Consider the following 23,915-nt stretch of genomic DNA (forward strand, 5'->3'; position numbering starts at 1 on the left):
GATAAAAGAAAAGGGAGCCGAAGCTCCCTTTTTTATTCGGCGCTGCGCAGCGAAATCTCACCGCCCATCCACGGTTTAATTACCCCATCTTGCTCAAGTAATAATGCTCCCTGAGTATCAATTCCACGGGAAATACCGAAGATTTCTTTATCACCGATAATCAGTTTCACCGGCCGATTAATAAAGTTATCTAATTTATCCCAGCGCGAGAGATATGGTGCCAGGCCTTCCTGCTCGAAGAGATGCAGCGCTTCATGCAGCTCATTAATTAAGCGCGCGGCCAAAACGTTACGATCAATGGTGATCCCCGCCTCTTGCAGGTTGATCCAACCCTGGTTAATCACATCGTTTTCAACACGACGCATAACCAGGTTAATGCCAGCACCAATGACGATTTGCGCGGCATCACCCGTCTTACCGGTCAGCTCAACGAGAATACCGGATAGTTTACGGTCATTCAGATACAGGTCATTTGGCCATTTCACCCGCACTTTATCCGCACCGAGATCCTGAAGGACTTCAGCCATCACAATACCAATCACCAGGCTCAGGCCAATCGCGGCGGCGGGCCCCTGCTCTAAACGCCAGTACATGGAAAGATACAGGTTAGCGCCAAACGGTGAGAACCATTTACGGCCGCGACGGCCACGGCCCGCCTGCTGGTATTCAGCGACGCATGCATCACCGGACTTCAGCTCACCAATACGATCGAGCAGATACTGGTTTGTCGAGTCGATAACCGGGAGAACCGCGACATCACCGTAATCAACCGCATTGCGAATACGTTCAGCATTCAGCAGTTGTATCGGTTCCGGTAAGCTATAGCCTTTACCAGGTACGGTAAAGACATCGACTCCCCAGTCACGCAGCGTCTGGATATGCTTGTTAATCGCCGCGCGGCTCATCCCCAACGTTTCGCCTAACTGCTCGCCGGAGTGAAAATCGCCGTCGGCCAGTAGTGAGATAAGCGTTAATGGCACCGTATTGTCTTTCATTGAATTACCTCAACCGCGTTCACTTCACCCGTAGAACCAATAAAGCGAACTTCAGGTTCCAGCCAGACGTTAAATTTGTCGCCCACCTGCTGGCGAACATAATGAGCCAGCTTCACCACATCGCCACTCCGGGCGTGATTGATATTCACCAGTACCAGCGCCTGCTGTTGGTGTACCGCTGCGCCGCCTTCAATGTGACCTTTCAACTGACACTGATCGATAAGCCAGCCAGCCGCCAGCTTAACGCTACCGTCCGCCTGTGGGTAATGAGGTGCTTTCGGGAAGTTCGCCAACAGCGTCTGTGCGTATTCTGCGCTGACCACGGGGTTTTTAAAGAAGCTGCCCGCGTTGCCGTTAATCTTAGGGTCCGGCAGTTTGGTCATGCGCATATGGCAGACTGAATCGAAAACCTCACGCGGAGTGACGGTTTGCGGATCCAGGCGTGTCAGATCGCCGTAAGTCAGCACCGGCCGCCATGCTTTGGCCAGGCGGAAGCCAACTGCAACAATCGCAAAACGATCCTGATACGCATGCTTGAAGATGCTATCCCGGTAACCAAACTGACATTCTGCGGCAGTGAGGCGTTTTCGCTCTCCGGTGGCCAGCTCAATACAGTCGACATACTCGCAAACGTGCTGTAATTCGACGCCGTAGGCGCCGATATTCTGAATAGGGGATGAACCTGCACAGCCAGGGATTAGCGCGAGGTTTTCGAGGCCAGGCATGTTGTTATCCAGCGCATAGCGAACCAACTGATGCCAGTTCTCGCCTGCGCCGACGTGTAGGTGCCAGGCGTCTGCGGTTTCATTGACCTCAATACCTTTGAGACGGTTAAGGATCACGGTACCGGAATAGTCTTCCAGAAACAGGACGTTACTTCCTTCACCCAGGATCATAACCGGCAGCCCTTCACGGGTTGCTTGCTGCCAGGCGCGCAAAAGTTGTTGTTCGTTTTCAGCGCATACGATGTGCTTTGCACAATGGTCAATGCCGAAGGTGTTCCAGGGTTTTAGGGAGTGGGTCATGGCTGCTTTCCTGATGCTAAATCGGCGATAGTTTACCGTATCTGCATGGGGAAGGCTTGCGGTTATATGGAGGAAGAGCTTCTGGTAATACAGGAGAGCGAGATCGGATAAGACTTTGGCGCCAACATCCGGCATGTGAGACGGGATCGCACAGACGCAAAAAAGCCCATCCGTCAGGATGGGCTTCTTCACTTATTTGATGCCTGGCAGTTCCCTACTCTCGTTTAGCGCTCTGTCGCGAGGTGGCGTATATTACGCTTTCCTCTTTCAGAGTCAAGCGTTTAATTTCGCTTTTCTCTGCCGAAGTTCTCAGGAGAACCTCGCTGACCCGGCGGCTTGTTTGCCGTTGTTCCGTCTCAGTGGGGCCGCATTATAGGGAGAAATTGAGAACCCGCAAGCAGAAATATAAAAAAACTTTTCGTTCGCTCATTTTCCAGGCAATGCGCCGAATTCACGCCCTATTTGCGCGAAAGTCGCGCGATTTCTTTGGCAAAATCGGCCACCTGCCCCCAATCGGTATAAACCACTTCTTTACTGGTATCCGTTTCACCACCGGTCATCTTCATAATGAGACGAATCATGAAGCGATCGAACCAGCCGTAGCGTGGATAACGCAGCGCCCCGGCAAAAACCGCGCAGGCATCCGGCTGCCATGGCGAACGTAACAGGAACTTACGTGTATAGCTGTTCGTCTGCGGTGAACGTTTCTCCGGCTTACGCGCCACCAGGTTCACCGCGAAGAAAGCGCTCGGTATCGCCTGCAGCGCCGCCGCATGTTTTTTCACGAAGCGATCAAGGGCGGGATGAAAATGCCCATAGCGAATAGACGCACCAATAATGACGCGATCGTACTGCGTCCAGTCGACATGATCCGTCCGATTCAGATCCACCATTGCCGTCTCGACGTCCAGCTCACTCAGTTGTGAACAGAGATAAGCAGCGATTTCGCGCGTCTGCCCATCACGGGTAGAAAAGAGCATTAATGTTTTCAACGCTGACTCCTGTTATTCGCGCCAGAATGTTGGGGTAAACAGCACCAGCAGCGTAAAGACTTCCAGACGACCAAACAGCATGTTCGCGATCAGGATCCACTTCGCCACCGGGTTCATGCTGGCGAAGTTATCCGCCACCACGCCCAGCCCTGGCCCCAGGTTATTGAGCGTCGCCACGACGGAAGCAAACGCCGAGAAGTCGTCCACGCCGGTGGCGATGATCGCCAGCATGCTAATAATGAAGACCAGCGCGTAAGCGGAGAAGAATCCCCATACGGCTTCAAGAATACGTTCCGGCAACGCACGGTTGCCGAGCTTAATGCTATAAACCGCATTCGGGTGGACGAGGCGCTTCAGCTCACGGTTCCCCTGCTTGAACAGCAGCAGAATACGAATCACCTTTAGACCACCACCGGTTGAACCGGCGCAACCACCAATAAATGCCGAACACAAAAGAAGAACCGGCAGGAATAGCGGCCAGCGCGCGATGCTATCGGTCGTAAAGCCGGCGGTGGTCGCCATCGACACCACCTGGAAGAAGGCCTGGTTGAGCGTCGTCACCGCCGAGGCATAGATATTATGGAACCACAGCACCAGCGTACAGATCACCACCAGCGTCAGCTGCACGCCGATAAACATACGGAATTCCGGGTCGCGCCAGTACACCTTCAGGCTCCGCCCGCTTAATAAAGAGAAGTGCAGGCCGTAGTTACAGCCAGAGATCAGCAGGAAGATAGCAATAATGGTGTTAATCGTCGGGCTATCAAAGAAACCCACGCTGGCATCATGCGTCGAGAAGCCGCCGATCGCGATAGTGGCAAAACTGTGGCCGATCGCATCAAACGCCGGCATCCCGGCAAACCACAGTGCCAACGCGCAGGCCACCGTCAGCAGAACATAGATAAGCCAAAGGGTTTTCGCCGTCTCAGCGATACGCGGGCGCATCTTGTTGTCTTTTAGCGGCCCGGGCATTTCTGCTCTATAGAGCTGCATCCCCCCGACGCCGAGGATAGGCAGAATCGCCACCGCCAGCACAATGATCCCCATCCCACCGAACCATTGCAGCATTTGCCGATAGAAGAGTATCGCGTGAGGTAATGAATCCAGCCCCACCAGCGTGGTCGCCCCGGTCGTGGTTAAGCCCGAGAACGATTCAAAGAACGCGTCGGTCACCGTCAGGTTCGGCTGCTCGGAGAATATAAACGGCAGCGCACCCACGCTGCCCAGTACCGTCCAGAACAGGACGACAATCAGAAAGCCTTCGCGCGATTTCAGCTCGCGTTTTTCACGACGGTTTGGCCACCACAGCAGGGAACCAATCACCAGCGCGACGAAAAAGGTCTGGGTAAATGCGCGCCCGGCGCCATCGCGGTAAATCAAAGCCACTAATCCCGGCAGGATCATTGTCCCCGAGAATAAGATGACCAGAAGTCCAACAATTCGAGTAATGGCACGAAACTGCATGTCCGGCGCGTCCTTTGATAATCAATAAAGTCAGGAGGGGGATTATTCGTCAATCGCTAACAAATGCAATGAACCACGGCTAAAATCGGCCAGTCTTGCGGAAAAATCCGCCACTTTCGCCTGCGGAAGCGCCACGCGAAGCTGTACCGAGGCCTGATAGTCGCTGTCGACTATCTGTCCCGCATATTGCTCCACCAGCCCCTCAACGCCCGCCAACTGTCCGTATTCGCATAGCAAAGTATATTCGGTTAACGGCGTTTTGATCTCCGTCGACAGCAGATTCAGTGCCTGCTGCACCCCACCGCCATAGGCTTTCACCAACCCACCGGTGCCCAATAAGATACCGCCGTAGTAGCGCACCACTACGGCGGTAATTTCACCGATGCCGCTGCCCATCAGCTGGGCCAGCATCGGTTTACCGGCCGTGCCCGCCGGTTCACCGTCATCAGAGAAACCCAGTTGCTGCGAGTCGTCCGGCCTACCCGCTACCCACGCCACGCAATGGTGACGGGCATCCGGGTGTTCAGCGCGAACCGACTCGACGAACGCTTTGGCCGCCTCCACCCCGTCGGTATGCGCTAACAGGGTGATAAAACGGCTCTTCTTGATCTCTTCAACGAAGGTGACCGGCTCCGCCGGTATTCGCCAGCTTTCCATTACGCCAGCTTCAGGTCACGCGTCATATTTTCGATGTTGTTCTCGTGGATCACCACGTTATCTTCAATACGAATGCCGCCAAACGGTTTCAGCGCTTCGATTTTCTGCCAGTTGAAGTGCTTGCTGAACTGGCCTTCGCGCCACGGCGCAAGCAGCGATTCAATGAAGTAGATACCAGGCTCGATGGTCAACACCATGCGCGGCTCCAGCACTCGGGTACAACGCAGATACGGATATTTGGACGGCGCTGCCAGATGCGTACCGCTATCGTCCTGCATAAAGCCCGCAACATCATGCACCTGCAGACCTAACGGGTGACCAATACCGTGTGGCATAAATGGCCCGGTCAGATCGTTCTCGACCATTGCTTCTTCGCTCATGTCGGTGACGATCTGATGTTTACGCAGCAGTTTGGCAATGCGCTGATGGAACTGAATGTGGTAATCCACATAGCTGGTCCCCGCTTTCATGGTAGCGATCAGCGCCAGTTGCTCGGCGTTGACGTCTTTTACCAGGTGCGCGTAGTCGTTATCGCTGTGCGCAGCCCAGGTACGGGTCAGGTCAGCGGCATAACCGTTGTATTCCGCGCCTGCGTCCAGCAGGAAGCTGCGCATTTCCGATGGCGCGCGGTGATCCAGCTTGGTGTAGTGCAACACAGCCGCATGTTCGTTCAGCGCCACGATGTTGCCGTACGGTACATCGGTATCACGGTGGCCGGTAGCGGTCAGATACGCGAGGTTGATATCAAACTCGCTCATACCGGAACGGAACGCTTCTTCCGCGGCACGGTGGCCATTAACCGCCATCTTCTGCGCTTCGCGCATGCACGCCAGTTCGTAATCCGTTTTATAGGAGCGATAGTAGTGCAGGTAATCAATAACCCCTTTCGGGTTGATGTTGTTCGCCGCAATACCTAAGCCCAGCGCACGCTCCGGAACCGGACCGATATAGCCGATATTGTCACGGGCAGCGGGCAGTTGGCTGCCAATACCGTCAGCTTTCGGCAGCGCGATAACCTCAACATCCTCCGTCCAGAATGAGGTCGGCAGGGGTTCAACGTTGTGCCAGTAATCGACCGGCAGGTAGAACCACAGCTTAGGTTTATTGACGCCGTCCACCAGCAGCCAGCAGTTAGGTACCTGAGTCACGGGCACCCAGGCTTTAAACTGCGGGTTAACCTTGAACGGGTAAGCGTGGTCATCCAGAAAAACATTCATCAGCTCGCCAGAGTGGATAAGCAGCGCATCAAGCTTAAAACGCTCGAGTGCGTTACGCGCCCGCTCTTGTAAGGTAACAATATGATTTTTATAAAGTGCGGCCAGTGATTCCATTATTTACCCTTCTGAATTTATTGCCCTTTAGTCCCCGCATAGTAGCACACCTCATTGATCCTGCGTGATTTCCCCCGGACGTGATCCGACCTGCAAATATTTAAAGTCTTATTTGCATTTATTTAACACAAAATACACACTCGAGTTTATCTGGTATGACCAGATCATATTGCTGGATTCAGGAGACTGACATGCTCTACAAAGGCGACACCCTGTACCTCAACTGGCTGGAAGATGGCATTGCCGAACTGGTGTTCGATGCCCCTGGCTCAGTTAACAAGTTAGATACCGCAACCGTAGCCAGCCTCGGCCAGGCGCTCGACGTCCTCGAAAAACAAAAAGAGCTGAAGGGGCTGCTGCTGCGCTCTGAAAAGGCGGCCTTTATTGTCGGCGCGGATATCACCGAATTCCTTTCGCTGTTCCTGGTACCAGAAGAACAGTTCAGCCAGTGGCTGCATTTCGCCAACAGCGTGTTTAACCGTCTGGAAGATCTGCCGGTCCCGACGATTTCCGCCGTTAACGGCTATGCGCTGGGCGGCGGCTGCGAATGCGTACTGGCGACCGACTATCGTCTGGCCACGCCGGACTTGCGCATCGGCCTGCCGGAAACCAAGCTGGGCATTATGCCGGGCTTCGGCGGTTCCGTGCGTCTGCCGCGTCTGTTAGGAGCCGACAGCGCGCTGGAAATCATCGCCGCCGGTAAAGACGTCGGTGCCGAACAGGCGCTGAAAATCGGTCTGGTCGACGGCATCGTTAAACAGGAAAAACTGTTCGACGGCGCGCTGGCGGTCCTGCGTCAGGCAATTAACGGCGACCTCGACTGGAAAGCAAAACGCCAGCCGAAACTGGAACCGCTCAAGCTCAGCAAAATTGAAGCCACCATGAGCTTCACCATTGCTAAAGGCATGGTGATGCAAACTGCGGGCAAACACTATCCGGCGCCGATCACGGCGGTGAAAACCATCGAGGCGGCGGCCCGCTTTGGCCGCGAAGAAGCGCTGAATCTGGAAAACAAAAGTTTTGTTCCACTGGCCCATTCTAATGAAGCCCGTGCGCTGGTCGGTATTTTCCTCAACGACCAATACGTAAAAGGTCAGGCAAAGAAACTGACCAAAAACACCGAACCGCCGAAACATGCCGCCGTGCTTGGCGCGGGGATCATGGGTGGCGGGATCGCTTACCAGTCCGCCTGGAAGGGCGTGCCGGTGATCATGAAGGATATCAATGAAAAATCGCTGACTCTCGGAATGACGGAAGCCAGCAAGCTGCTCAATAAACAGCTGGAGCGCGGCAAAATCGACGGCCTGAAGCTGGCCGGAGTGATCTCCACCATTCAGCCGACGCTGGATTACGCCGGTTTTGATCGCGTTGACGTGGTTGTTGAAGCCGTCGTGGAAAACCCGAAGGTCAAGAAAGCAGTGCTGGCAGAAACCGAGCAGAAGGTGCGCCCGGATACCGTGCTAGCTTCTAACACCTCGACCATTCCCATCGGCGAGCTGGCCGATGCGCTGGAACGCCCGGAAAACTTCTGCGGCATGCACTTCTTTAACCCGGTGCACCGTATGCCGCTGGTTGAGATCATCCGTGGCCAGAAAACCTCAGAAAGCACCATTGCCAAAGTCGTCGCCTGGGCGAGCAAGATGGGTAAAACACCTATCGTGGTCAACGACTGCCCCGGTTTCTTCGTCAACCGCGTGCTGTTCCCGTACTTTGCTGGCTTCAGCCAGCTGCTGCGCGACGGCGCGGACTTCCGCAAGGTTGATAAAGTGATGGAGAAACAGTTCGGTTGGCCGATGGGTCCGGCTTATCTGCTCGACGTGGTCGGTATTGATACCGCGCACCACGCGCAGGCAGTGATGGCGGCCGGTTTCCCGCAGCGTATGCAGAAAGATTACCGCGACGCTATCGACGCGCTGTTTGAAGCAAGCCGCTACGGTCAGAAAAATGGTCTGGGCTTCTGGCGCTATAAAGAAGACAGCAAAGGCAAGCCGAAGAAAGAAGAAGATGCTGCAGTGGACGGCCTGCTGGCCGACGTTAGCCAGCCGAAGCGCGACTTCAGCGACGACGAGATTATTGCTCGTATGATGATCCCGATGGTCAATGAAGTGGTGCGTTGCCTGGAAGAAGGCATCATCGCCAGCCCGGCGGAAGCCGATATGGCGCTGGTCTACGGCCTGGGCTTCCCTCCGTTCCACGGTGGCGCGTTCCGCTGGCTGGATACGCTTGGCAGCGCGAAGTATCTCGATATGGCTCAGCAGTATCAGCACCTTGGCCCGCTGTACGAAGTACCGGCCGGTCTGCGAGACAAGGCGCGCCATAACGAAGCGTATTATCCCCCGGTTGAGCCAGCCCGCCCGGCTGGTGAGCTGAAAACGGCTTAAGGAGTCACGATGGAACAGGTTGTTATTGTTGATGCAATTCGTACCCCGATGGGCCGTTCCAAAGGCGGCGCGTTCCGTAACGTGCGTGCGGAGGATCTCTCCGCGCACCTGATGCGTAGCCTGCTGGCGCGTAACCCGGCGCTGGAAGCGGCGGCCATCGACGACATCTACTGGGGCTGCGTACAGCAGACGCTGGAGCAAGGTTTTAACATCGCCCGTAACGCGTCGCTGCTGGCGGAAATCCCGCATTCAGTACCGGCAGTCACCGTTAACCGTCTGTGTGGTTCCTCAATGCAGGCGCTGCACGATGCGGCGCGGATGATCATGACCGGTGATGCGCAGGTCTGTATGGTCGGCGGCGTAGAACACATGGGCCACGTACCGATGAGCCATGGCGTTGATTTCCACCCGGGTATGAGCCGCAATGTGGCGAAAGCCGCGGGTATGATGGGCCTGACGGCGGAAATGCTTTCCCGTATGCATGGCATCAGCCGTGAAATGCAGGATGCCTTCGCCGCACGTTCCCACGCCCGCGCCTGGGCAGCCACGCAGTCCGGTGCCTTTAAGAATGAAATCATTCCTACCGGTGGCCACGACGCGGATGGCGTGCTCAAGCAGTTTAACTACGACGAAGTGATCCGTCCGGAAACCACCGTTGAAGCGTTATCCACTCTTCGCCCCGCGTTTGACCCAGTTACCGGTACCGTGACCGCAGGGACCTCTTCCGCTCTCTCCGATGGCGCCTCTGCCATGCTGGTGATGAGCGAAAGCCGCGCCCGCGAGCTGGGATTAACCCCCCGCGCGCGCATCCGCTCAATGGCGGTGGTCGGCTGCGATCCGTCGATCATGGGCTACGGTCCGGTTCCGGCCTCAAAGCTGGCGCTGAAAAAAGCGGGTCTGAGCACAAGTGATATCGATCTGTTTGAGATGAACGAAGCCTTTGCCGCGCAGATCCTGCCGTGTATTAAGGATCTGGGGCTGATGGAGCAGATCGACGAGAAGATCAACCTCAACGGTGGCGCGATCGCCCTGGGTCACCCGTTAGGCTGTTCCGGTACGCGCATCACCACCACCCTGCTTAACCTGATGGAACGCAAAGACGCTCAGTTTGGTCTGGCGACAATGTGTATCGGTTTAGGTCAGGGGATCGCGACGGTTATCGAGCGCGTATAAAAAAACGCGCCCTGGAAACTGGGGCGCGCAGTCTATTGAAATTGTCTGCCGGATACGCGTTTTCTCCGGCGGACAACACAACAAAGTTTAGTTGCCGTTCTTCCCGCCTGTCAGGGGCGGGTTTTTTCATCGGAATCAGATAAAGGCAAACGCATCGCCGAACAGGCGGTCTTCACGCGCCTGACGTTCATTGCAGAACAGGTCACGCGCGATTTTCGCCATTTCAAAACGTCCCGCGATATAGATATCGTGCTCCGCCAGCGTACCGTAGTCCTGCAGCACCGCGGTGAGCACCGTACCAGAACGCCCACGCCACTCTTCTTCAGGCTGCTCAACCACCGGCACTACGCGCAGGTTAGGATGATTCACCGACAGTGCTTCTAGCTCAGAGAGATCGTAGAGATGTTTCTCTTCGCGGCCACCCCAGTAGATCGCCACGTCGCGATTCGGGTTACGCGCCAGCGCGGTCAGCAGAATGGAGCGGACGTAGGAGAAGCCCGTACCGCCGGCAATCAGCACCAGCGGACGATCGTCTTCATCACGTAACCAGGCCTCGCCGTGCGGGATATCTACCACCACTTCGCGGTCTTTGAGGATGCGGTCCATCACGGCCATTGCGTACAGGTTCAGCTCAGAAGCACCAATGTGCAACTCGATAAACGCCTTTTCATCCGGCGTTGAGGCCATGGAGAACGGACGCTTATCGCGCTCGTCCATCACCACCATCAGATACTGTCCGGCACGAAATGAGAAGGCAGCTTCGGGTACTAAACGAACGCGATATACCGTATCGGTAATGGCATCCACCGAGGTCACTTTACAGCTTAAGGTTGTCATGCGCTCCCTCTGTCGGGTCTTTTCCCCCATCCTCATTCACGCGGTCGGCGCAACGCCCACGACGTGAAATCTTCCGGGGTGGGTTATCATTTATTGTCGGAAAATATGGCCAGCTCGTCCCAGATCTCATCAATACGCGCCGTAACGGCGGGATCTTTCTTAATTGGACGGCCCCATTCGCGCTGGGTTTCCCCAGGCCATTTGTTGGTGGCGTCCAGCCCCATTTTCGACCCCAGGCCGGAAACCGGCGAGGCGAAATCCAGATAATCAATCGGCGTATTCTCTACCAGCACGGTATCCCGCGCGGGGTCCATACGAGTAGTGATCGCCCATATCACATCGTTCCAGTCACGTGCGTTGACGTCATCATCGCAGACAATCACGAATTTTGTGTACATAAACTGGCGTAAAAACGACCACACGCCCATCATTACGCGTTTTGCGTGCCCAGCATACTGTTTTTTCATCGTCACGACGGCAAGGCGATATGAGCACCCTTCCGGCGGCAGATAGAAATCAACGATTTCCGGGAACTGTTTCTGCAAAATAGGCACGAAAACTTCATTCAGCGCTACGCCCAGCACCGCCGGCTCATCCGGCGGACGCCCGGTATAGGTGGAGTGATAAATCGCGTCTTCACGCTGGGTAATGTGGGTGACGGTAAACACCGGGAAGCTGTCCACTTCGTTGTAGTAACCGGTGTGATCGCCATAGGGGCCTTCCGGCGCCATTTCACCAGGCTCAATATAGCCCTCGAGGACAATCTCGGCGCTGGCTGGCACTTCCAGATCGTTGGAAAGACACTTCACCACTTCCGTTTTCGTCCCGCGTAGCAAACCCGCGAAAGCGTACTCAGAAAGCGTGTCCGGTACCGGCGTCACCGCGCCAAGAATGGTTGCCGGGTCTGCGCCCAGCGCGACCGATACCGGGAAACGCTCGCCCGGGTGTGCAGCACACCACTCCTGGAAATCCAGCGCGCCGCCGCGATGCGACAGCCAGCGCATAATCAATTTGTTTTTGCCAATCACCTGCTGCCGATAGATGCCCAGGTTCTGCCGCTCTTTATGCGGACCACGGGTCACCGTCAGGCCCCAGGTAATGAGCGGTGCCGCATCTTCCGGCCAACAGGTCATCACCGGAATGCGCGAGAGATCGACATCGTCGCCGGAGAGAACTTTCTGCTGGCAAGGCGCGCCGCGCAGGCGCTTAGTCGGCATGTTCAACACCTGTTTGAACTGCGGCAGTTTGTCGAACAAGTCGCGGAAACCTTTTGGCGGCTCCGGTTCCTTCAGGAAGGCTAAGAGTTTACCCACTTCACGTAACGCGCTGACGTCTTCCTGCCCCATGCCCAGCGCCACGCGCTTGGGTGTGCCGAACAGATTGCACAGCACCGGCATGTCATAACCTTTAGGATTTTCAAACAGCAGCGCTGGCCCACCAGCACGCAGGGTGCGATCGGCAATTTCGGTAATTTCCAGATGGGGATCAACCGGGAGGCTAATACGTTTTAGTTCACCCTGCTGTTCGAGTATGGTCAGAAAGTCGCGTAGGTCATGGTATTTCATGGGGTAATTCTTGGCCTCCTGGTAAGCGCCTTAGTATACGGCGAATGGTCCTTCGATGCTGTATTTTTGTTAAATTAGCGTGAATTAAAGCTGTCATAATCAACATCGCGATCTGCCCGCACTTTTGCTATGCTTCCGCGCTAACGAGTGGAAAGAGTCATTATGCAAGCCTGGTATTTACTGTACTGCAAACGCGGGCAACTTCAGCGCGCCCAGGAACATCTTGAGAGACAGGCGGTAAACTGCCTGACGCCGATGATCACCCTGGAAAAAATAGTGCGCGGCAAGCGCACCTCGGTTAGTGAGCCGCTGTTCCCGAACTATCTGTTCGTGGAATTTGACCCGGAGGTGATTCACACCACCACGATTAACGCCACCCGCGGCGTCAGCCATTTTGTCCGTTTTGGGATGAGTCCGGCAACCGTGCCATCTTCGGTCATCCATCAGCTCTCAATCTATCAACCTGATGATATCACCGACCCGGAAACACCCTATCCCGGCGACAGCGTGGTCATTACCGAAGGTGCGTTCGAAGGGCTGAAGGCCATCTTTGCCGAGCCTGACGGCGAAGCACGCTCTATGCTGCTGCTTAACCTGCTCAACAAGCAAATTAAGCAGAGCGTCAAAAACACCGATTTCCGCAAGGCCTGAACTAAAAGTCGATCTTCAATAGCCGTTTGGCGTTACTGTCCGTAACGGCTTCCAGCCACTGTGCGTCTTCCCCACGCCATTCGGCCACGCGTGACAGAATATGCCGTACGTAGGCCGGCTCGTTACGACGCGATGCCGGTTTCGGCGTCATGTCGCGCGGCAACAGATACGGCGCATCGGTCTCCAGCAGCAGGCGATCCGCGGGGATCGTCGGCAGCAGTTCTCGCAGTTCCAGACCGCGACGCTCATCGCAGACCCAGCCGGTGATGCCAATCATCAGGCCCCGGTCCAGGCACTGCTGCGCTTCTTCACGCGTGCCTGTAAAGCAGTGCAGCACTGCACCCGGCAAATGGTCGAGCCAAGGCTCCAGCAGCGCGAGGAAACGCTCGTGAGCATCGCGGCAGTGCAAAAATACCGGCATACCCAGCTCGGCGGCCATCGCCAACTGAGCGCTAAACGCGATTTCCTGCTCGGCTGGCGTGGAGAAGTTGCGGTTGAAGTCCAGGCCGCACTCGCCCACAGCCACGACTTCGGGCTTGTTCACCAGCGCATAGATGGCGTCCGCTACCTCCGGCGACCAACTGCTGCTGTCATGTGGATGAACGCCTGCCGTTGACCAACAGCCTTCAAAGCGTTCCGCTAGCCGCTGTGCTTCTTCGCTCTCATGACGGTTGGTTCCGGTCAGCAGCATGCCGTGCACGCCCGCGGCCCGTGCTCGCGCGACCACCTCATCACGATCGCGCGCGAACTGTGAACTGGTCAAGTTAACACCGATATCAAACATCCTTGCCCCCATATGACAACCGCCCTTACGGGCGGTTGGTTATTCTTCAGTTTGTTCCGCTTCCGCGTCTTCGTCACGCGTGAGTCGCTTGCCCGCGTAGAAACGAGAGAAGAAGACCCCCACTTCAAACAGACAGTACATCGGGATAGCCAGCAGCGTCTGCGAGAACACGTCCGGCGGCGTCAGCAGCATGCCGACCACAAACGCGCCAACCAGCACGTAAGGGCGCTTCTTGCGCAGATCGTCCGGCGTGGTCACGCCGACCCAGCACAACAGAACGATAGCAACGGGCACCTCAAACGACACGCCGAAAGCAATAAACAGCGACATGACAAAATCGAGATAGCTCTTGATATCCGTTGAGACCAGCACCCCTTCCGGCGCGGTATGCGTCAGGAAGCCAAAGGCCAGCGGGAACACCACAAAGTAGGCAAACGCCATGCCGATATAAAACAGCAGGGTGCTGGACACCAGCAACGGCACCACCAGACGACGTTCATGCTTATACAGCGCAGGGGCAACAAACGCCCATACCTGGTACAGAATAACCGGCGCGGAGAGGATCAGCGAAACCATAAAGGTCAGCTTGATCGGCGTGAAAAACGGCGATGCCACGTCGGTGGCGATCATCGTCGCGCCAACCGGCATCTGTTTAATCAGCGGCGCGGAGACCAGCTGATAGATATCGTTGGCGAAGTAAACCAACGCCAGGAAAATGACGAGAACCGCGATGATGCAGTTGAGCAGGCGCTTGCGCAGCTCAATCAAATGAGCGATCAGCGGTTGAGTATCTTCTACGCTCATGTTTACGATTTATCACTCGATGCGGGGGAGGATTCAGGAGCAGCGGCAGCAGAGACTTTCTCTTTCTCTGCCGGTTTCACCACCTCGGACTCCGGTACTTCGGCAGGCTTAGCCACCGGCTCTTCAGCGTGCGTCGCCTGCGGTTCAGCCGCCTGCGATGGCTCAACGGCTTTATCCTTCGCCACCGGGTTATGGATGGTATTGGCCTCGTCGCTCGCCTTTTCAGGATCATGCATCGAATAGGACCGTTTCATCGACTCAGCCGCTTCACGCAGTTCATCCATGGAAGCCTTAAGTTCAGGCGTCAGGCTATCCAGACTTGCTTTCTCCACTTTCTTCAAGCTGTCCTGAAACTCCTGGAGTTTAAGCTCCTGCGTCAGCTCATTTTGTACGGTAGTCGCCAGCGAACGCAGCGCCCGAATCCAGCCCACCACCGTTTTCACCGCTACCGGCAGACGTTTTGGCCCCAATACAATGAGGCCAATAACGAACACCAGCAGCAGTTCACTGAAACCAATATCAAACACGAATTACACCTGCTCGTTGTCGTGGCGTTTCGCTTCGTCTTTCTTTGCACTTTCCTGCTTATCAGCAATTGATTTTGCAGTGAAATCTGCATCCTGGTCCGCTTTAGGTTTGGTGTCGTCTTCATCACTCATGGCCTTCTTGAAGCCTTTGATGGACGAGCCTAAATCGGAACCCAGCGAGCTCAGCTTTTTAGTCCCGAAAAGCAGAACTACGATAACGACGATAATCAGCAACTGCCAAATACTAATACCACCCATACATGTTCCTCTGATAGATGATGAATTAATCAGCGCGCATTATACGTTATGCGGCGCCCTGTTAGCGACGCATAATTCAGCGCGTCTTCCGCCATCCCACGAGCCATACCACCAGCCCTCCGGCCATAAGCCACGCGGGTGCCAGCCCCCATTCAGGGCGTTGAACCAGTAATACGGTACCGCTGAGGAGTAAAACCGCACCTATACCAAAGAGATAACGCGATTGCCCCTGACGGGTACGGTGCGTTGCCATCTCCTGAGAAAGCTTCTCAAGGCTAGCCTGTACCTGTTTGCTCTGACGCAGGCTGTCGTAGACTAACTCAGGCAATTCCGGCATTTTTTCAATCCAGAACGGCGCTTTTTCCTTCAGCGCGCGGAACAACGCCGGAATACCGACCTGATCCTTAATCCACGATTCGAGGAACGGTTTTGCCGTCTTCCATAAATCTAACTGAGGATAGAGCTGACGTCCTACCCCTTCTACGTAAAGTAATGTCTTTTGCAGTAACACGAGTTGTGGCTGCACTTCCATGTTGAAGCGCCGGGCGGTGTTAAACAGGTTCAGCAGCACGTGACCAAAGGAGATCTCCGCCAGCGGCTTTTCGAAAATCGGTTCGCAAACGGTACGAATCGCGAATTCAAACTCTTCGACGTTGGTGTCCGGCGGTACCCAGCCGGAATCGACGTGCAGTTCGGCCACCTTGCGGTAGTCGCGGTTGAAGAAGGCGATAAAGTTTTCCGCCAGGTAGCGTTTGTCTTCTTTATTTAGCGAGCCGACGATACCGCAGTCGATGCCAATATACTGGGGATCTTCCGGATGCTCATAGCTAACAAAGATGTTGCCAGGGTGCATATCGGCGTGGAAGAAGCTGTCGCGGAACACCTGGGTAAAGAACACCTGCACGCCGCGCTCGGCCAGCAGTTTCATGTTGGTGTTCTGCTTCTCAAGCGTCTCAATGTCGGACACCGGAATCCCGTAGATGCGCTCCATCACCAGCATATCGACGCGACAGTAGTCGGAATACACCTCTGGCACGTACAGCATCGGGCTATTTTCAAAATTACGCCGCAGCTGGATGGCGTTCGCCGCTTCGCGCAGCAGGTTCAACTCGTCGATCAGCGTTTTTTCATAGTCGCGCACCACTTCCACCGGGCGCAAACGACGACCGTCCGGCAGCAGGCGGGGAACCCAGCGCGCCAGGCGGTAAATCAGCTTCATATCGGCTTTGATGATCGGCAGGATATCCGGACGGATCACCTTGATAACCACCTCTTTGCCGTTCTCTTTCAGACGTGCGGTGTGCACCTGGGCAATAGAGGCTGAAGCTAGCGGTTCAATGTCAAAATCGTCAAACCAGCTCTCGACGGGAATATCGCCCATCGATTTTTCAATCTGCTGCTTCGCCAGCTTGCCGTCAAACGGCGCAACGCGATCCTGCAGCAGGATTAATTGGTCGGCAATCTGCGGGGGGAAAAGGTCGCGACGGGTAGACAGCATTTGCCCGAACTTAATCCATACCGGGCCAAGCTCCTGTAACGCCAGCCGCAGACGTTCGCCCAGCGGCTTATCCTTGTGGCGATTTGGCATCCAGAACAGCAGCCGACGCCCCATTCGCAGCGGCAGCGTGATACGCATTTTGGGAATGAGCTCATCAAGCCCGTAACTCAAAAAGGTGCGGATGATAAAATACAGGCGCCGTAATTCTCCTGGCGTCATTTCCCCTCCAGTTTTTCCAACCGTTTGGCCAGCGCCGCAAGCTCACGCTCCACCGCCGCCGTCTCTTCCGCAAACCAGGCGACTTCCAGCGCGCCCGGTGCCAGACGCCACTCTTCCGTCAGGGTTTCAGCCACATAGCGCTGCTGACGTGCCAGACCATGCTGTAAGAACTTCGCCCCGCCGCGCAGCAGTTTACTGACGCCTTCGGCGGCAATATCGCCTGTATACGGCGCCAGCAGTTCTGCCGGGTCAAACTCGGCGAGATCGGCCAGCGACACCAGGTTTTGTACCACCTGAAGGTCGCCCTGCACTTCCAGATCGTTATTGCGGATAAGCGCGGTGAGCTGCTGGCGATTGCGCAACTGCGGCAACACGCTAACCCGGGTGATGACGGTGCAATCAGCCTCGCCTTCCCACGCGCCCAGTACGTCAACCTGACGTTCACTGAAGACCAGCACCAGCGGCGAAGAAAACTCTTTCAGTTCAACGCGTAATACTTTCCCGATAAGACGCTGACGGGCAGGCTTTAACGCTTTTTCACGCCAGAGCAGCGCGTTTATGGCGGTTTCAATACTGCCGGTCATTAAGGGTTTTAAAGGCATAGCGGCCCCCCACTTATCAGAATTTATAGCCACGGTGCAGCGCGACAATCCCTGCCGTCAGGTTGTAGTAATCAACGTTTTCCAGCCCGGCGTTCTGCATCATCTCTTTCAGCGTGTCCTGATCCGGATGCATACGGATAGATTCCGCCAGATAGCGATAGCTGTCGGCATCATTAGCCACCGCTTCGCCAATACGCGGCAGAATGTGGAATGAATAGGCGTCGTAGGCTTTGCTCAGCGGGTCGAAAACCGGCTTGGAGAATTCGAGCACCAGCAGGCGTCCGCCCGGCTTCAGCACGCGGTACATGGAACGCAGCGCTTTGTCTTTGTCGGTGACGTTACGCAGACCGAAAGAGATGGTGATCAGGTCAAAGGTGTTATCCGGGAACGGCAGCGCTTCCGCGTTGGCCTGCACGTATTCCACGTTGCCGACCACGCCGATATTGCGCAGCTTCTCACGCCCCATTTTCAGCATGGAGTCGTTGATGTCCGCCAGCACCACACGGCCGGTTTCACCCACCATGCGCGAGAATTTCGCCGTCAGGTCGCCGGTGCCGCCCGCCAGATCGAGAACCGTCTGTCCACGGCGCACGCCGCTGCAATCAATGGTAAAACGCTTCCATAGACGATGAATCCCGAATGACATCAGATCGTTCATTACATCGTATTTTGCGGCGACAGAATGGAATACATGCGCCACCATGTCTTCTTTCTGTGATTTGGCGATTGTCTGAAAGCCAAAGTGCGTCGTTTCTTGTGAATCCTCAACCATCTCTATGCCTGCTTATCAAGAAAATGTTCATGGAGTGTAACAGATTGGGCGCAATTGCCCTACGATTCCACCCCGTTACGAAATCCGTTCCGACGCCGGATTAACGGCGTTCTGCCGCTAACGGATTGTCATCATTCATGTCGGTGTCGTCACGCAGACGAAAATCATCGTCTTGCGCCGTCGCTTGCTCAACCAAATCCGGATTAATCTCGCGCTTCACCTCTACGCCAAGGTGGCGGAAGGCTTCAGCCTGCGTCAGCAGGTTGCCGCGCCCGCTGGTCAGTTTTTTCATCGCCTGACGGTAGTTATCCTGGGCTTTATCGAGGCTCTGGCCGATGGCCGACATGTCGTCCACGAAAAGGCGCATTTTGTCATATAAGCGGCTGGCACGTTCAGCAATATGTTGCGCATTGCGGCTCTGATGTTCATAGCGCCACAGGTTAGCGATGGTACGCAGCGCCACCAGCAGCGTAGTGGGGCTCACCAGCATAATATTGTTTTTCAGTGCTTCGCTGATTAGCTCTGGCTGGCGGTCAAGCGCCAACAGGAAAGCCGGCTCAACGGGGATAAACATCAGCACGTAGTCCAGCGAACGCAGGCCCGGTAACTGCTGGTAGTCTTTGCGCCCCAGCAGGCGAATATGGTTACGCACCGCGGCAATGTGTTCCTGCAACGCGGCTTCGCGGGTGTAGTCATCATCAGCGTTAAAGTAGCGCTCGTAGGCCACCAGCGTCATTTTGGCGTCGACCACCACGTCTTTGCGATGCGGCAGACGGACGATCACATCAGGCTGCATGCGCGAATTGGCATCGGTATTGATGCTCACCTGGGTTTCGTATTCGTGCCCTTCCCGCAGGCCGGAAGCCTCCAGCACGCGGGTCAGCACCACTTCGCCCCAGTTGCCCTGGGTTTTGTTGTCACCCTTCAGCGCTCGGGTCAGGTTGACCGCTTCCTGCATCATCCTACCGCTCATCTCTTGCAGACTACGAATTTCATAGGCCAACGTATGGCGCTCTTTCGCCTCCTGGCCAAAACTCTCCTGCACCTGGCGGCGAAAACCGTCGAGCTGCTCGCGCAGGGGCGTAAGCAGGCCGTGCAGGCTCTGCCGGTTCTGTTCATCAACGCGGCGGTTGCTCTGTTCAAAAATGCGGTTGGCGAGGTTTTCAAACTGTTCGCTCAGGCGCTGCTCGCTGTTGAGCATCAGGCGATATTTTTCATCGCCGTGCTGGCGGGTGGTTTCCAGCAGCGTGGTGACTTCCCGGAGATCGACCTCCAGCGACGAGTTGATTTCCCGCAGGTTACGCAGCTCGTTATTGAGCAACTCACACTCTTCACGCCAGTGGGCATTCTGGGCAATCTGCTGTTTCGCCGCGCTCAGCTCACCGTACACATCACGCTCTTCCGCTAACTGCTCCGCGCGCTGCTGCGCCACGCGATAGCTCGCCGCCAGCCAGCCAATCGCGATCCCCGCCAGCGCCACCAGCGCATAAATCACCACGGCAATATCCACAATGCCCCCTGCATAAACCGGTTATCTGCAAAAAATAGAATTGTGCTGTATAAACGTCCAGTTTTAAAGCAGTTTCCTGCGAGCGTCTACGCAAAAAGAAAAAGGCCGAACAAGTCGGCCTTTCGCAAAGGGAGGGGAAATTACAGCAGGCGGCGCGCCGCTTCCACCACGATTTTCACCGCGTGGCTTTCGGTCTGCTTCATGGTCTCTGCGTTTGGAATTTCCTGCTGGGTACGGTTAACGATAACGCCGGCAACCATCCCCGCACGCAGACCCTGGCTGGAACACATGGTCAGCAGCGTGGCCGATTCCATTTCGTAGTTCATTACACCCATAGACTGCCACTCTTCCATGGAGCCTTTGAAGGCTTTCACCACGCGGCCAGAGAAGGTGTCGTAACGTTCCTGCCCCGGGTAGAAGGTGTCGGAAGAGGCGGTTACGCCCACGTGGGTGGTTGCCCCCACAGATTTCGCCGCTTCAACCAGCGCGGTGGTACAAGCGAAATCAGCAACGGCCGGGTATTCCATCGGCGCAAAGTGCAGGCTCGCGCCGTCCAGACGGACGGAAGCGGTCGTCACCAGCACGTCACCGACGTTGATGTTCGGCTGAATCGCCCCGGTGGTGCCCACGCGCAGGAAGGTACGGATACCCAGTTGCGCCAGCTCTTCCACGGCGATAGACGTTGATGGGCCACCGATACCGGTAGAGCACACGATCACCGGCTTGCCGTCGAGTTCGGCACGCCAGGAGGTAAATTCACGATGAGATGCCAGTTTGACCGGCTTTTCCATCAGCGCGGCGATCTTTTCCACACGCTCCGGGTCACCAGGGACAATCGCTAACGTGGCCCCTTGTAAGTCATTTTTAGTGAGACCGAGATGAAAAACATCAGACTTGGACATAAAGAACTCCTCTGTGGTTCAGTTTTGTCAGAAGAAGCAAAAATGTACTTTATAGAAGACCACAACTCTTTTTCGTGATTGCCATCACTAAGAATTAAAAATATTACATTAAATTCCACGCAATTAGTGATTCACATCACATTAACAAGTTATTGTTAATTCCTGCTGCACAAAAATGCGCCGCATTAAGGCACTGTAATTCGGCTATGCGTTCATTAAAAGGGTACGGAGAATGCCATGACAACCAACAAACAACCTGGATTTGCCCCTGCGGCTTCACCTCATGCCTCGACCATCGTTCATACGCCCGAAGAGGCGATTACGGCGGGAGAAACCTCCATTCCGTCACAAGGCGATCTGCTGCCCGCCTACCACGCTCGACCAAAACACAGCGATGCGCCGCTTCCGGTAATCATCGTAGTGCAGGAGATTTTTGGCGTCCACGAACACATCCGTGATATCTGCCGACGTCTGGCTCTGGAGGGGTATCTGGCCGTTGCGCCGGAGCTCTATTTCCGCCAGGGCGATCCGAACGATTATGACGACATTCCGTCGCTGTTCAGCGGTCTGGTCAGCAAAGTGCCCGACGCGCAGGTGCTGGCTGACCTCGATCATGTCGCCAGCTGGGCGGCCCGCAACGGCGGCGACGCTAACCGACTGGCAATTACCGGCTTCTGCTGGGGCGGGCGCATTGCGTGGCTGTACGCCGCGCATAACCCGCAGCTTAAGGCCGCCGTCGCCTGGTATGGCCGACTGGTGGGCGATAAATCGCTGAACAGCCCTAAACACCCGGTCGACGTGGCGGTTGATCTCAGCGCCCCGGTGCTCGGTCTGTACGGCGGCGAAGATACCGGCATTCCGCTTGATACCGTGGAAACCATGCGCCATGCGCTACGTGCAGCGAACGCGAAAGCGGAAATCGTGGTTTATCCCGAGGCCGGGCACGCATTTAACGCCGATTACCGTCCCAGCTATCATGAAGAGTCAGCCAAAGATGGCTGGCAGCGCATGCTAGCGTGGTTCGCGCAGTACAACGGTAAAAAGGGTTAAGCCGCTCGCCGTTCAGCGTGGTAAGCACAGGCGTATCACGATGCTCCATAGGCAAGACCTGAAGCCGATCTTCTCTTTCGAGAGACGTTCAGCTTCAGGTCTTTTTTGCTCTGCTGGCAGGGACCCGACATCACCCCTGTACAGACGGCACTGGATATCATTGCCCTGGTGGGCGGCGCGGCAAGACTGCCAAAAAAGCGGCTCCGCTCACGTTTATTCGCCCCGTTGAAGGGCAAATTATTCCCCTGAAAAAGTTAACGACGATGTTTTCTCTCGCAAAATCATCTCCTTCACAGGGGCCTGCGAGCGGGACGGTGACCCACATATTTGTGATGGTGGTAACCAACAGCGGACGCTTCACACTGTCGCATTACGGCCACGACGAAAAACATTCCAACCCGCAGATTATTATGACGCTTAAGGAGTCCGTGTAATGGCAAAATCTCTCTCGTTTCCGCAGGGGTTTTTATGGGGCGGCGCGATCGCCGCAAATCAGGCCGAAGGGGCATGGAACGTGGCGGGTAAAGGGCCATCGGTCGCCGATGCCATCTCCTGGAAACCCAACCTGTCGTTGAAGGACTATGCCGGCCACGCCGCGCTGACGGATGAAAACGTACAGGATGCGCTATTGGGCCGAAACGATGCGTTGTATCCGAAACGTCGCGGCATTGATTTTTATCATCACTATAAAGAGGATATCGCGCTGTTCGCCGAAATGGGCTTTAAGGTTCTGCGCGTCTCCATCGCCTGGTCGCGCATCTTCCCCACCGGCGAAGACGCCGAGCCGAACGAGGCGGGGCTGCAATTTTATGAAGACCTGTTCCGTGAGCTGCGCCGCCATCACATCGAGCCGCTGGTTACGCTTTCGCACTATGAAATGCCGCTGGCGCTCAGTGAAAAGTATAACGGTTGGGTGCACCGAAACGTCGTGGATGCCTTCGTACGTTTCAGTAAAGTGTGCTTCGAGCGCTATAAAGATCTGGTGCGCTACTGGCTGACGTTTAACGAAATCGACAGTATTCATCGCCACCCGTTTACTACCGCCGGGATCCGCGAAGAGAAAAGCGCACCGGGCAAGGCAAAACAGGATATCTACCAGGCGCTACATCACCAGTTTGTCGCGTCCGCGCTGGTCACCCGCGACTGCCACGCTATCATTCCCGGCAGCCAGGTCGGCTGCATGCTGACCAAGCTCACCACCTATCCGCACAGCTGCCGTCCGGAGGATGTCGAGACGACGCTGAAGAAGAATCTCGAAAATTACTTCTATGCCGACGTACAGGTGTTTGGCGAATATCCACCGCTGATCCTGCACGATCTTGAACGTCGCGGCATTGAGATTGTCATGCATGATGAAGATCGCCACATTTTAAAACAGCATACCGTCGATTTCGTCTCTTTTAGCTACTATATGTCGATGACCGAATCAACGCAGCCCGATGCTGAACGTATTCCCGGCAACACTGTGCTGGGTGTGAAAAATCCCTACCTGCCCGCCTCGGAATGGGGCTGGCAGATTGACCCCCTTGGCCTGAAAATTTCGCTGCTTGAGCTGTATGACCGCTACCAGAAGCCGCTATTTATCGTTGAAAATGGCCTGGGCGCGAAAGACGTGGTGGTGGACGGTAAAATTCACGATGATTACCGCATCGACTATTTCCGCGCCCACTTTGAGCAAACGTTGGCCGCCATTCATGAAGGGGTGGAGGTGATGGGATTCACCACCTGGGGCTGTATCGATATCATCAGCGCTGGCACGTCGCAGATGTCAAAACGTTACGGTTTTATCTATGTTGATCAGGACGACGAAGGCAACGGATCTCTCCAGCGTCTGCGCAAAGACTCTTTCTGGTGGTATCAGAGAGTGATTGCCAGCAATGGCGCTGACATGAGATAAGCGACCTGCCGGTTGATGGAC

The 23,915-nt window shown here is 55.6% G+C and carries 22 protein-coding genes; 5 read left to right on the forward strand and 17 right to left on the reverse strand.

What is annotated here, in order from left to right; translation table 11 throughout:
* Window positions 1-32: 32 nt before the first annotated feature.
* The 6 genes from birA to pepQ all read right to left on the reverse strand — a co-directional run bounded on the left by birA (window position 33) and on the right by pepQ (window position 6,464).
* Complete coding sequence (gene birA / locus GY169_RS22320; protein WP_163449375.1) at window positions 33-995, reverse strand: bifunctional biotin--[acetyl-CoA-carboxylase] ligase/biotin operon repressor BirA; 963 nt, start codon at window positions 993-995, stop codon at window positions 33-35.
* Window positions 992-2,020, reverse strand: a complete 1,029-nt coding sequence (murB, locus tag GY169_RS22325; RefSeq protein ID WP_167577148.1) for a UDP-N-acetylmuramate dehydrogenase — start codon at window positions 2,018-2,020, stop codon at window positions 992-994. Before murB ends, birA begins: the two co-directional genes overlap by 4 nt.
* A 458-nt stretch (window positions 2,021-2,478) precedes the next feature.
* Window positions 2,479-3,012 carry a menaquinone-dependent protoporphyrinogen IX dehydrogenase gene (gene hemG / locus GY169_RS22330; RefSeq protein WP_167577149.1) on the reverse strand — a complete coding sequence of 178 codons (534 nt, stop codon included), beginning with the start codon at window positions 3,010-3,012 and terminating at the stop codon, window positions 2,479-2,481.
* Between the two features lie 12 nt (window positions 3,013-3,024).
* Window positions 3,025-4,476 (reverse strand): Trk system potassium transporter TrkH, encoded by a 1,452-nt coding sequence (gene trkH / locus GY169_RS22335; protein WP_064546515.1) that lies wholly within the window; start codon window positions 4,474-4,476, stop codon window positions 3,025-3,027.
* A gap of 42 nt (window positions 4,477-4,518) precedes the next feature.
* The gene (locus GY169_RS22340) at window positions 4,519-5,133 is read right to left on the reverse strand and encodes an IMPACT family protein (protein WP_163448202.1); all 615 of its coding nucleotides are present in this window, start codon (window positions 5,131-5,133) and stop codon (window positions 4,519-4,521) included.
* Entirely contained in the window at window positions 5,133-6,464 is a 1,332-nt protein-coding gene (gene pepQ, locus GY169_RS22345) for a Xaa-Pro dipeptidase (RefSeq protein WP_163448201.1), read from the reverse strand. Before pepQ ends, GY169_RS22340 begins: the two co-directional genes overlap by 1 nt.
* A gap of 191 nt (window positions 6,465-6,655) precedes the next feature.
* Here pepQ and fadB point away from each other — a divergent pair, with 191 nt between their 5' ends.
* Both fadB and fadA read left to right on the forward strand, forming a co-directional pair.
* Window positions 6,656-8,845: a fatty acid oxidation complex subunit alpha FadB gene (gene fadB, locus GY169_RS22350; RefSeq protein WP_163448200.1), complete on the forward strand. Its 2,190-nt coding sequence runs from the start codon at window positions 6,656-6,658 to the stop codon at window positions 8,843-8,845.
* Window positions 8,846-8,854: 9 nt separating this feature from the next.
* Window positions 8,855-10,018 carry an acetyl-CoA C-acyltransferase FadA gene (gene fadA / locus GY169_RS22355; protein WP_064546509.1) on the forward strand — a complete coding sequence of 388 codons (1,164 nt, stop codon included), beginning with the start codon at window positions 8,855-8,857 and terminating at the stop codon, window positions 10,016-10,018.
* A gap of 135 nt (window positions 10,019-10,153) precedes the next feature.
* Here fadA and fre read toward each other — a convergent pair whose 3' ends face one another.
* Both fre and ubiD read right to left on the reverse strand, forming a co-directional pair.
* Window positions 10,154-10,855 (reverse strand): NAD(P)H-flavin reductase, encoded by a 702-nt coding sequence (gene fre, locus GY169_RS22360; RefSeq protein WP_064546498.1) that lies wholly within the window; start codon window positions 10,853-10,855, stop codon window positions 10,154-10,156.
* An 86-nt stretch (window positions 10,856-10,941) separates the two neighbouring features.
* Entirely contained in the window at window positions 10,942-12,420 is a 1,479-nt protein-coding gene (ubiD, locus tag GY169_RS22365; protein WP_065357458.1) for a 4-hydroxy-3-polyprenylbenzoate decarboxylase, read from the reverse strand.
* 162 nt (window positions 12,421-12,582) lie between these two features.
* Here ubiD and rfaH point away from each other — a divergent pair, with 162 nt between their 5' ends.
* A complete protein-coding gene (rfaH, locus tag GY169_RS22370) occupies window positions 12,583-13,071 on the forward strand; it encodes a transcription/translation regulatory transformer protein RfaH (protein WP_163448192.1) in 489 nt (162 codons plus the stop codon).
* 1 nt (window position 13,072) lies between these two features.
* Here the strand turns inward: rfaH and tatD are convergent, their stop codons facing one another.
* From tatD to udp, 9 genes are all read right to left on the reverse strand, one after another.
* A complete protein-coding gene (gene tatD, locus GY169_RS22375; RefSeq protein ID WP_167577150.1) occupies window positions 13,073-13,867 on the reverse strand; it encodes a 3'-5' ssDNA/RNA exonuclease TatD in 795 nt (264 codons plus the stop codon).
* A gap of 27 nt (window positions 13,868-13,894) precedes the next feature.
* A complete protein-coding gene (gene tatC, locus GY169_RS22380; RefSeq protein WP_064546487.1) occupies window positions 13,895-14,659 on the reverse strand; it encodes a Sec-independent protein translocase subunit TatC in 765 nt (254 codons plus the stop codon).
* Between the two features lie 2 nt (window positions 14,660-14,661).
* Window positions 14,662-15,186, reverse strand: coding sequence for a Sec-independent protein translocase protein TatB (gene tatB / locus GY169_RS22385; protein ID WP_167577151.1), 525 nt, complete (start codon window positions 15,184-15,186; stop codon window positions 14,662-14,664).
* 3 nt (window positions 15,187-15,189) lie between these two features.
* On the reverse strand, window positions 15,190-15,444 hold the full coding sequence (gene tatA, locus GY169_RS22390; RefSeq protein ID WP_064546483.1) for a Sec-independent protein translocase subunit TatA: 255 nt from the start codon (window positions 15,442-15,444) through the stop codon (window positions 15,190-15,192).
* Window positions 15,445-15,520: 76 nt separating this feature from the next.
* Window positions 15,521-17,161: a ubiquinone biosynthesis regulatory protein kinase UbiB gene (ubiB, locus tag GY169_RS22395; RefSeq protein WP_163448189.1), complete on the reverse strand. Its 1,641-nt coding sequence runs from the start codon at window positions 17,159-17,161 to the stop codon at window positions 15,521-15,523.
* On the reverse strand, window positions 17,158-17,763 hold the full coding sequence (gene ubiJ / locus GY169_RS22400; RefSeq protein ID WP_167577152.1) for a ubiquinone biosynthesis protein UbiJ: 606 nt from the start codon (window positions 17,761-17,763) through the stop codon (window positions 17,158-17,160). The genes ubiB and ubiJ overlap by 4 nt, the downstream gene beginning before the upstream one ends.
* A 16-nt stretch (window positions 17,764-17,779) precedes the next feature.
* Window positions 17,780-18,535 (reverse strand): bifunctional demethylmenaquinone methyltransferase/2-methoxy-6-polyprenyl-1,4-benzoquinol methylase UbiE, encoded by a 756-nt coding sequence (ubiE, locus tag GY169_RS22405; protein ID WP_064546477.1) that lies wholly within the window; start codon window positions 18,533-18,535, stop codon window positions 17,780-17,782.
* A 100-nt stretch (window positions 18,536-18,635) separates the two neighbouring features.
* Entirely contained in the window at window positions 18,636-20,045 is a 1,410-nt protein-coding gene (rmuC, locus tag GY169_RS22410) for a DNA recombination protein RmuC (protein WP_167577153.1), read from the reverse strand.
* A 140-nt stretch (window positions 20,046-20,185) separates the two neighbouring features.
* Entirely contained in the window at window positions 20,186-20,947 is a 762-nt protein-coding gene (gene udp / locus GY169_RS22415; protein WP_064546475.1) for a uridine phosphorylase, read from the reverse strand.
* A gap of 237 nt (window positions 20,948-21,184) precedes the next feature.
* Here udp and GY169_RS22420 point away from each other — a divergent pair, with 237 nt between their 5' ends.
* Window positions 21,185-21,997 (forward strand): dienelactone hydrolase family protein, encoded by an 813-nt coding sequence (locus GY169_RS22420; protein ID WP_163448186.1) that lies wholly within the window; start codon window positions 21,185-21,187, stop codon window positions 21,995-21,997.
* A 433-nt stretch (window positions 21,998-22,430) separates the two neighbouring features.
* Window positions 22,431-23,894 (forward strand): glycoside hydrolase family 1 protein, encoded by a 1,464-nt coding sequence (locus GY169_RS22425; protein WP_167577154.1) that lies wholly within the window; start codon window positions 22,431-22,433, stop codon window positions 23,892-23,894.
* The last annotated feature ends 21 nt before the right edge of the window (window positions 23,895-23,915 follow it).

The sequence above is a fragment of the Kluyvera genomosp. 3 genome (assembly GCF_011765685.1).
GTDB classification, from domain to species: Bacteria; Pseudomonadota; Gammaproteobacteria; order Enterobacterales; family Enterobacteriaceae; genus Kluyvera; species Kluyvera georgiana_A.

Excerpts from the sequence above, each read along its gene's own strand:
- birA (WP_163449375.1), bottom strand. The coding sequence starts at position 995 with ATGAAAGACAATACGGTGCCATTAACGCTTATCTCACTACTGGCCGAC.
- murB (WP_167577148.1), bottom strand. The coding sequence starts at position 2,020 with ATGACCCACTCCCTAAAACCCTGGAACACCTTCGGCATTGACCATTGT.
- trkH (WP_064546515.1), bottom strand. The coding sequence starts at position 4,476 with ATGCAGTTTCGTGCCATTACTCGAATTGTTGGACTTCTGGTCATCTTA.
- GY169_RS22340 (WP_163448202.1), bottom strand. The coding sequence starts at position 5,133 with ATGGAAAGCTGGCGAATACCGGCGGAGCCGGTCACCTTCGTTGAAGAG.
- pepQ (WP_163448201.1), bottom strand. The coding sequence starts at position 6,464 with ATGGAATCACTGGCCGCACTTTATAAAAATCATATTGTTACCTTACAA.
- fadB (WP_163448200.1), top strand. The coding sequence starts at position 6,656 with ATGCTCTACAAAGGCGACACCCTGTACCTCAACTGGCTGGAAGATGGC.
- fadA (WP_064546509.1), top strand. The coding sequence starts at position 8,855 with ATGGAACAGGTTGTTATTGTTGATGCAATTCGTACCCCGATGGGCCGT.
- fre (WP_064546498.1), bottom strand. The coding sequence starts at position 10,855 with ATGACAACCTTAAGCTGTAAAGTGACCTCGGTGGATGCCATTACCGAT.
- ubiD (WP_065357458.1), bottom strand. The coding sequence starts at position 12,420 with ATGAAATACCATGACCTACGCGACTTTCTGACCATACTCGAACAGCAG.
- rfaH (WP_163448192.1), top strand. The coding sequence starts at position 12,583 with ATGCAAGCCTGGTATTTACTGTACTGCAAACGCGGGCAACTTCAGCGC.
- tatD (WP_167577150.1), bottom strand. The coding sequence starts at position 13,867 with ATGGGGGCAAGGATGTTTGATATCGGTGTTAACTTGACCAGTTCACAG.
- tatC (WP_064546487.1), bottom strand. The coding sequence starts at position 14,659 with ATGAGCGTAGAAGATACTCAACCGCTGATCGCTCATTTGATTGAGCTG.
- tatA (WP_064546483.1), bottom strand. The coding sequence starts at position 15,444 with ATGGGTGGTATTAGTATTTGGCAGTTGCTGATTATCGTCGTTATCGTA.
- ubiB (WP_163448189.1), bottom strand. The coding sequence starts at position 17,161 with ATGACGCCAGGAGAATTACGGCGCCTGTATTTTATCATCCGCACCTTT.
- ubiJ (WP_167577152.1), bottom strand. The coding sequence starts at position 17,763 with ATGCCTTTAAAACCCTTAATGACCGGCAGTATTGAAACCGCCATAAAC.
- ubiE (WP_064546477.1), bottom strand. The coding sequence starts at position 18,535 with ATGGTTGAGGATTCACAAGAAACGACGCACTTTGGCTTTCAGACAATC.
- udp (WP_064546475.1), bottom strand. The coding sequence starts at position 20,947 with ATGTCCAAGTCTGATGTTTTTCATCTCGGTCTCACTAAAAATGACTTA.
- GY169_RS22420 (WP_163448186.1), top strand. The coding sequence starts at position 21,185 with ATGACAACCAACAAACAACCTGGATTTGCCCCTGCGGCTTCACCTCAT.
- GY169_RS22425 (WP_167577154.1), top strand. The coding sequence starts at position 22,431 with ATGGCAAAATCTCTCTCGTTTCCGCAGGGGTTTTTATGGGGCGGCGCG.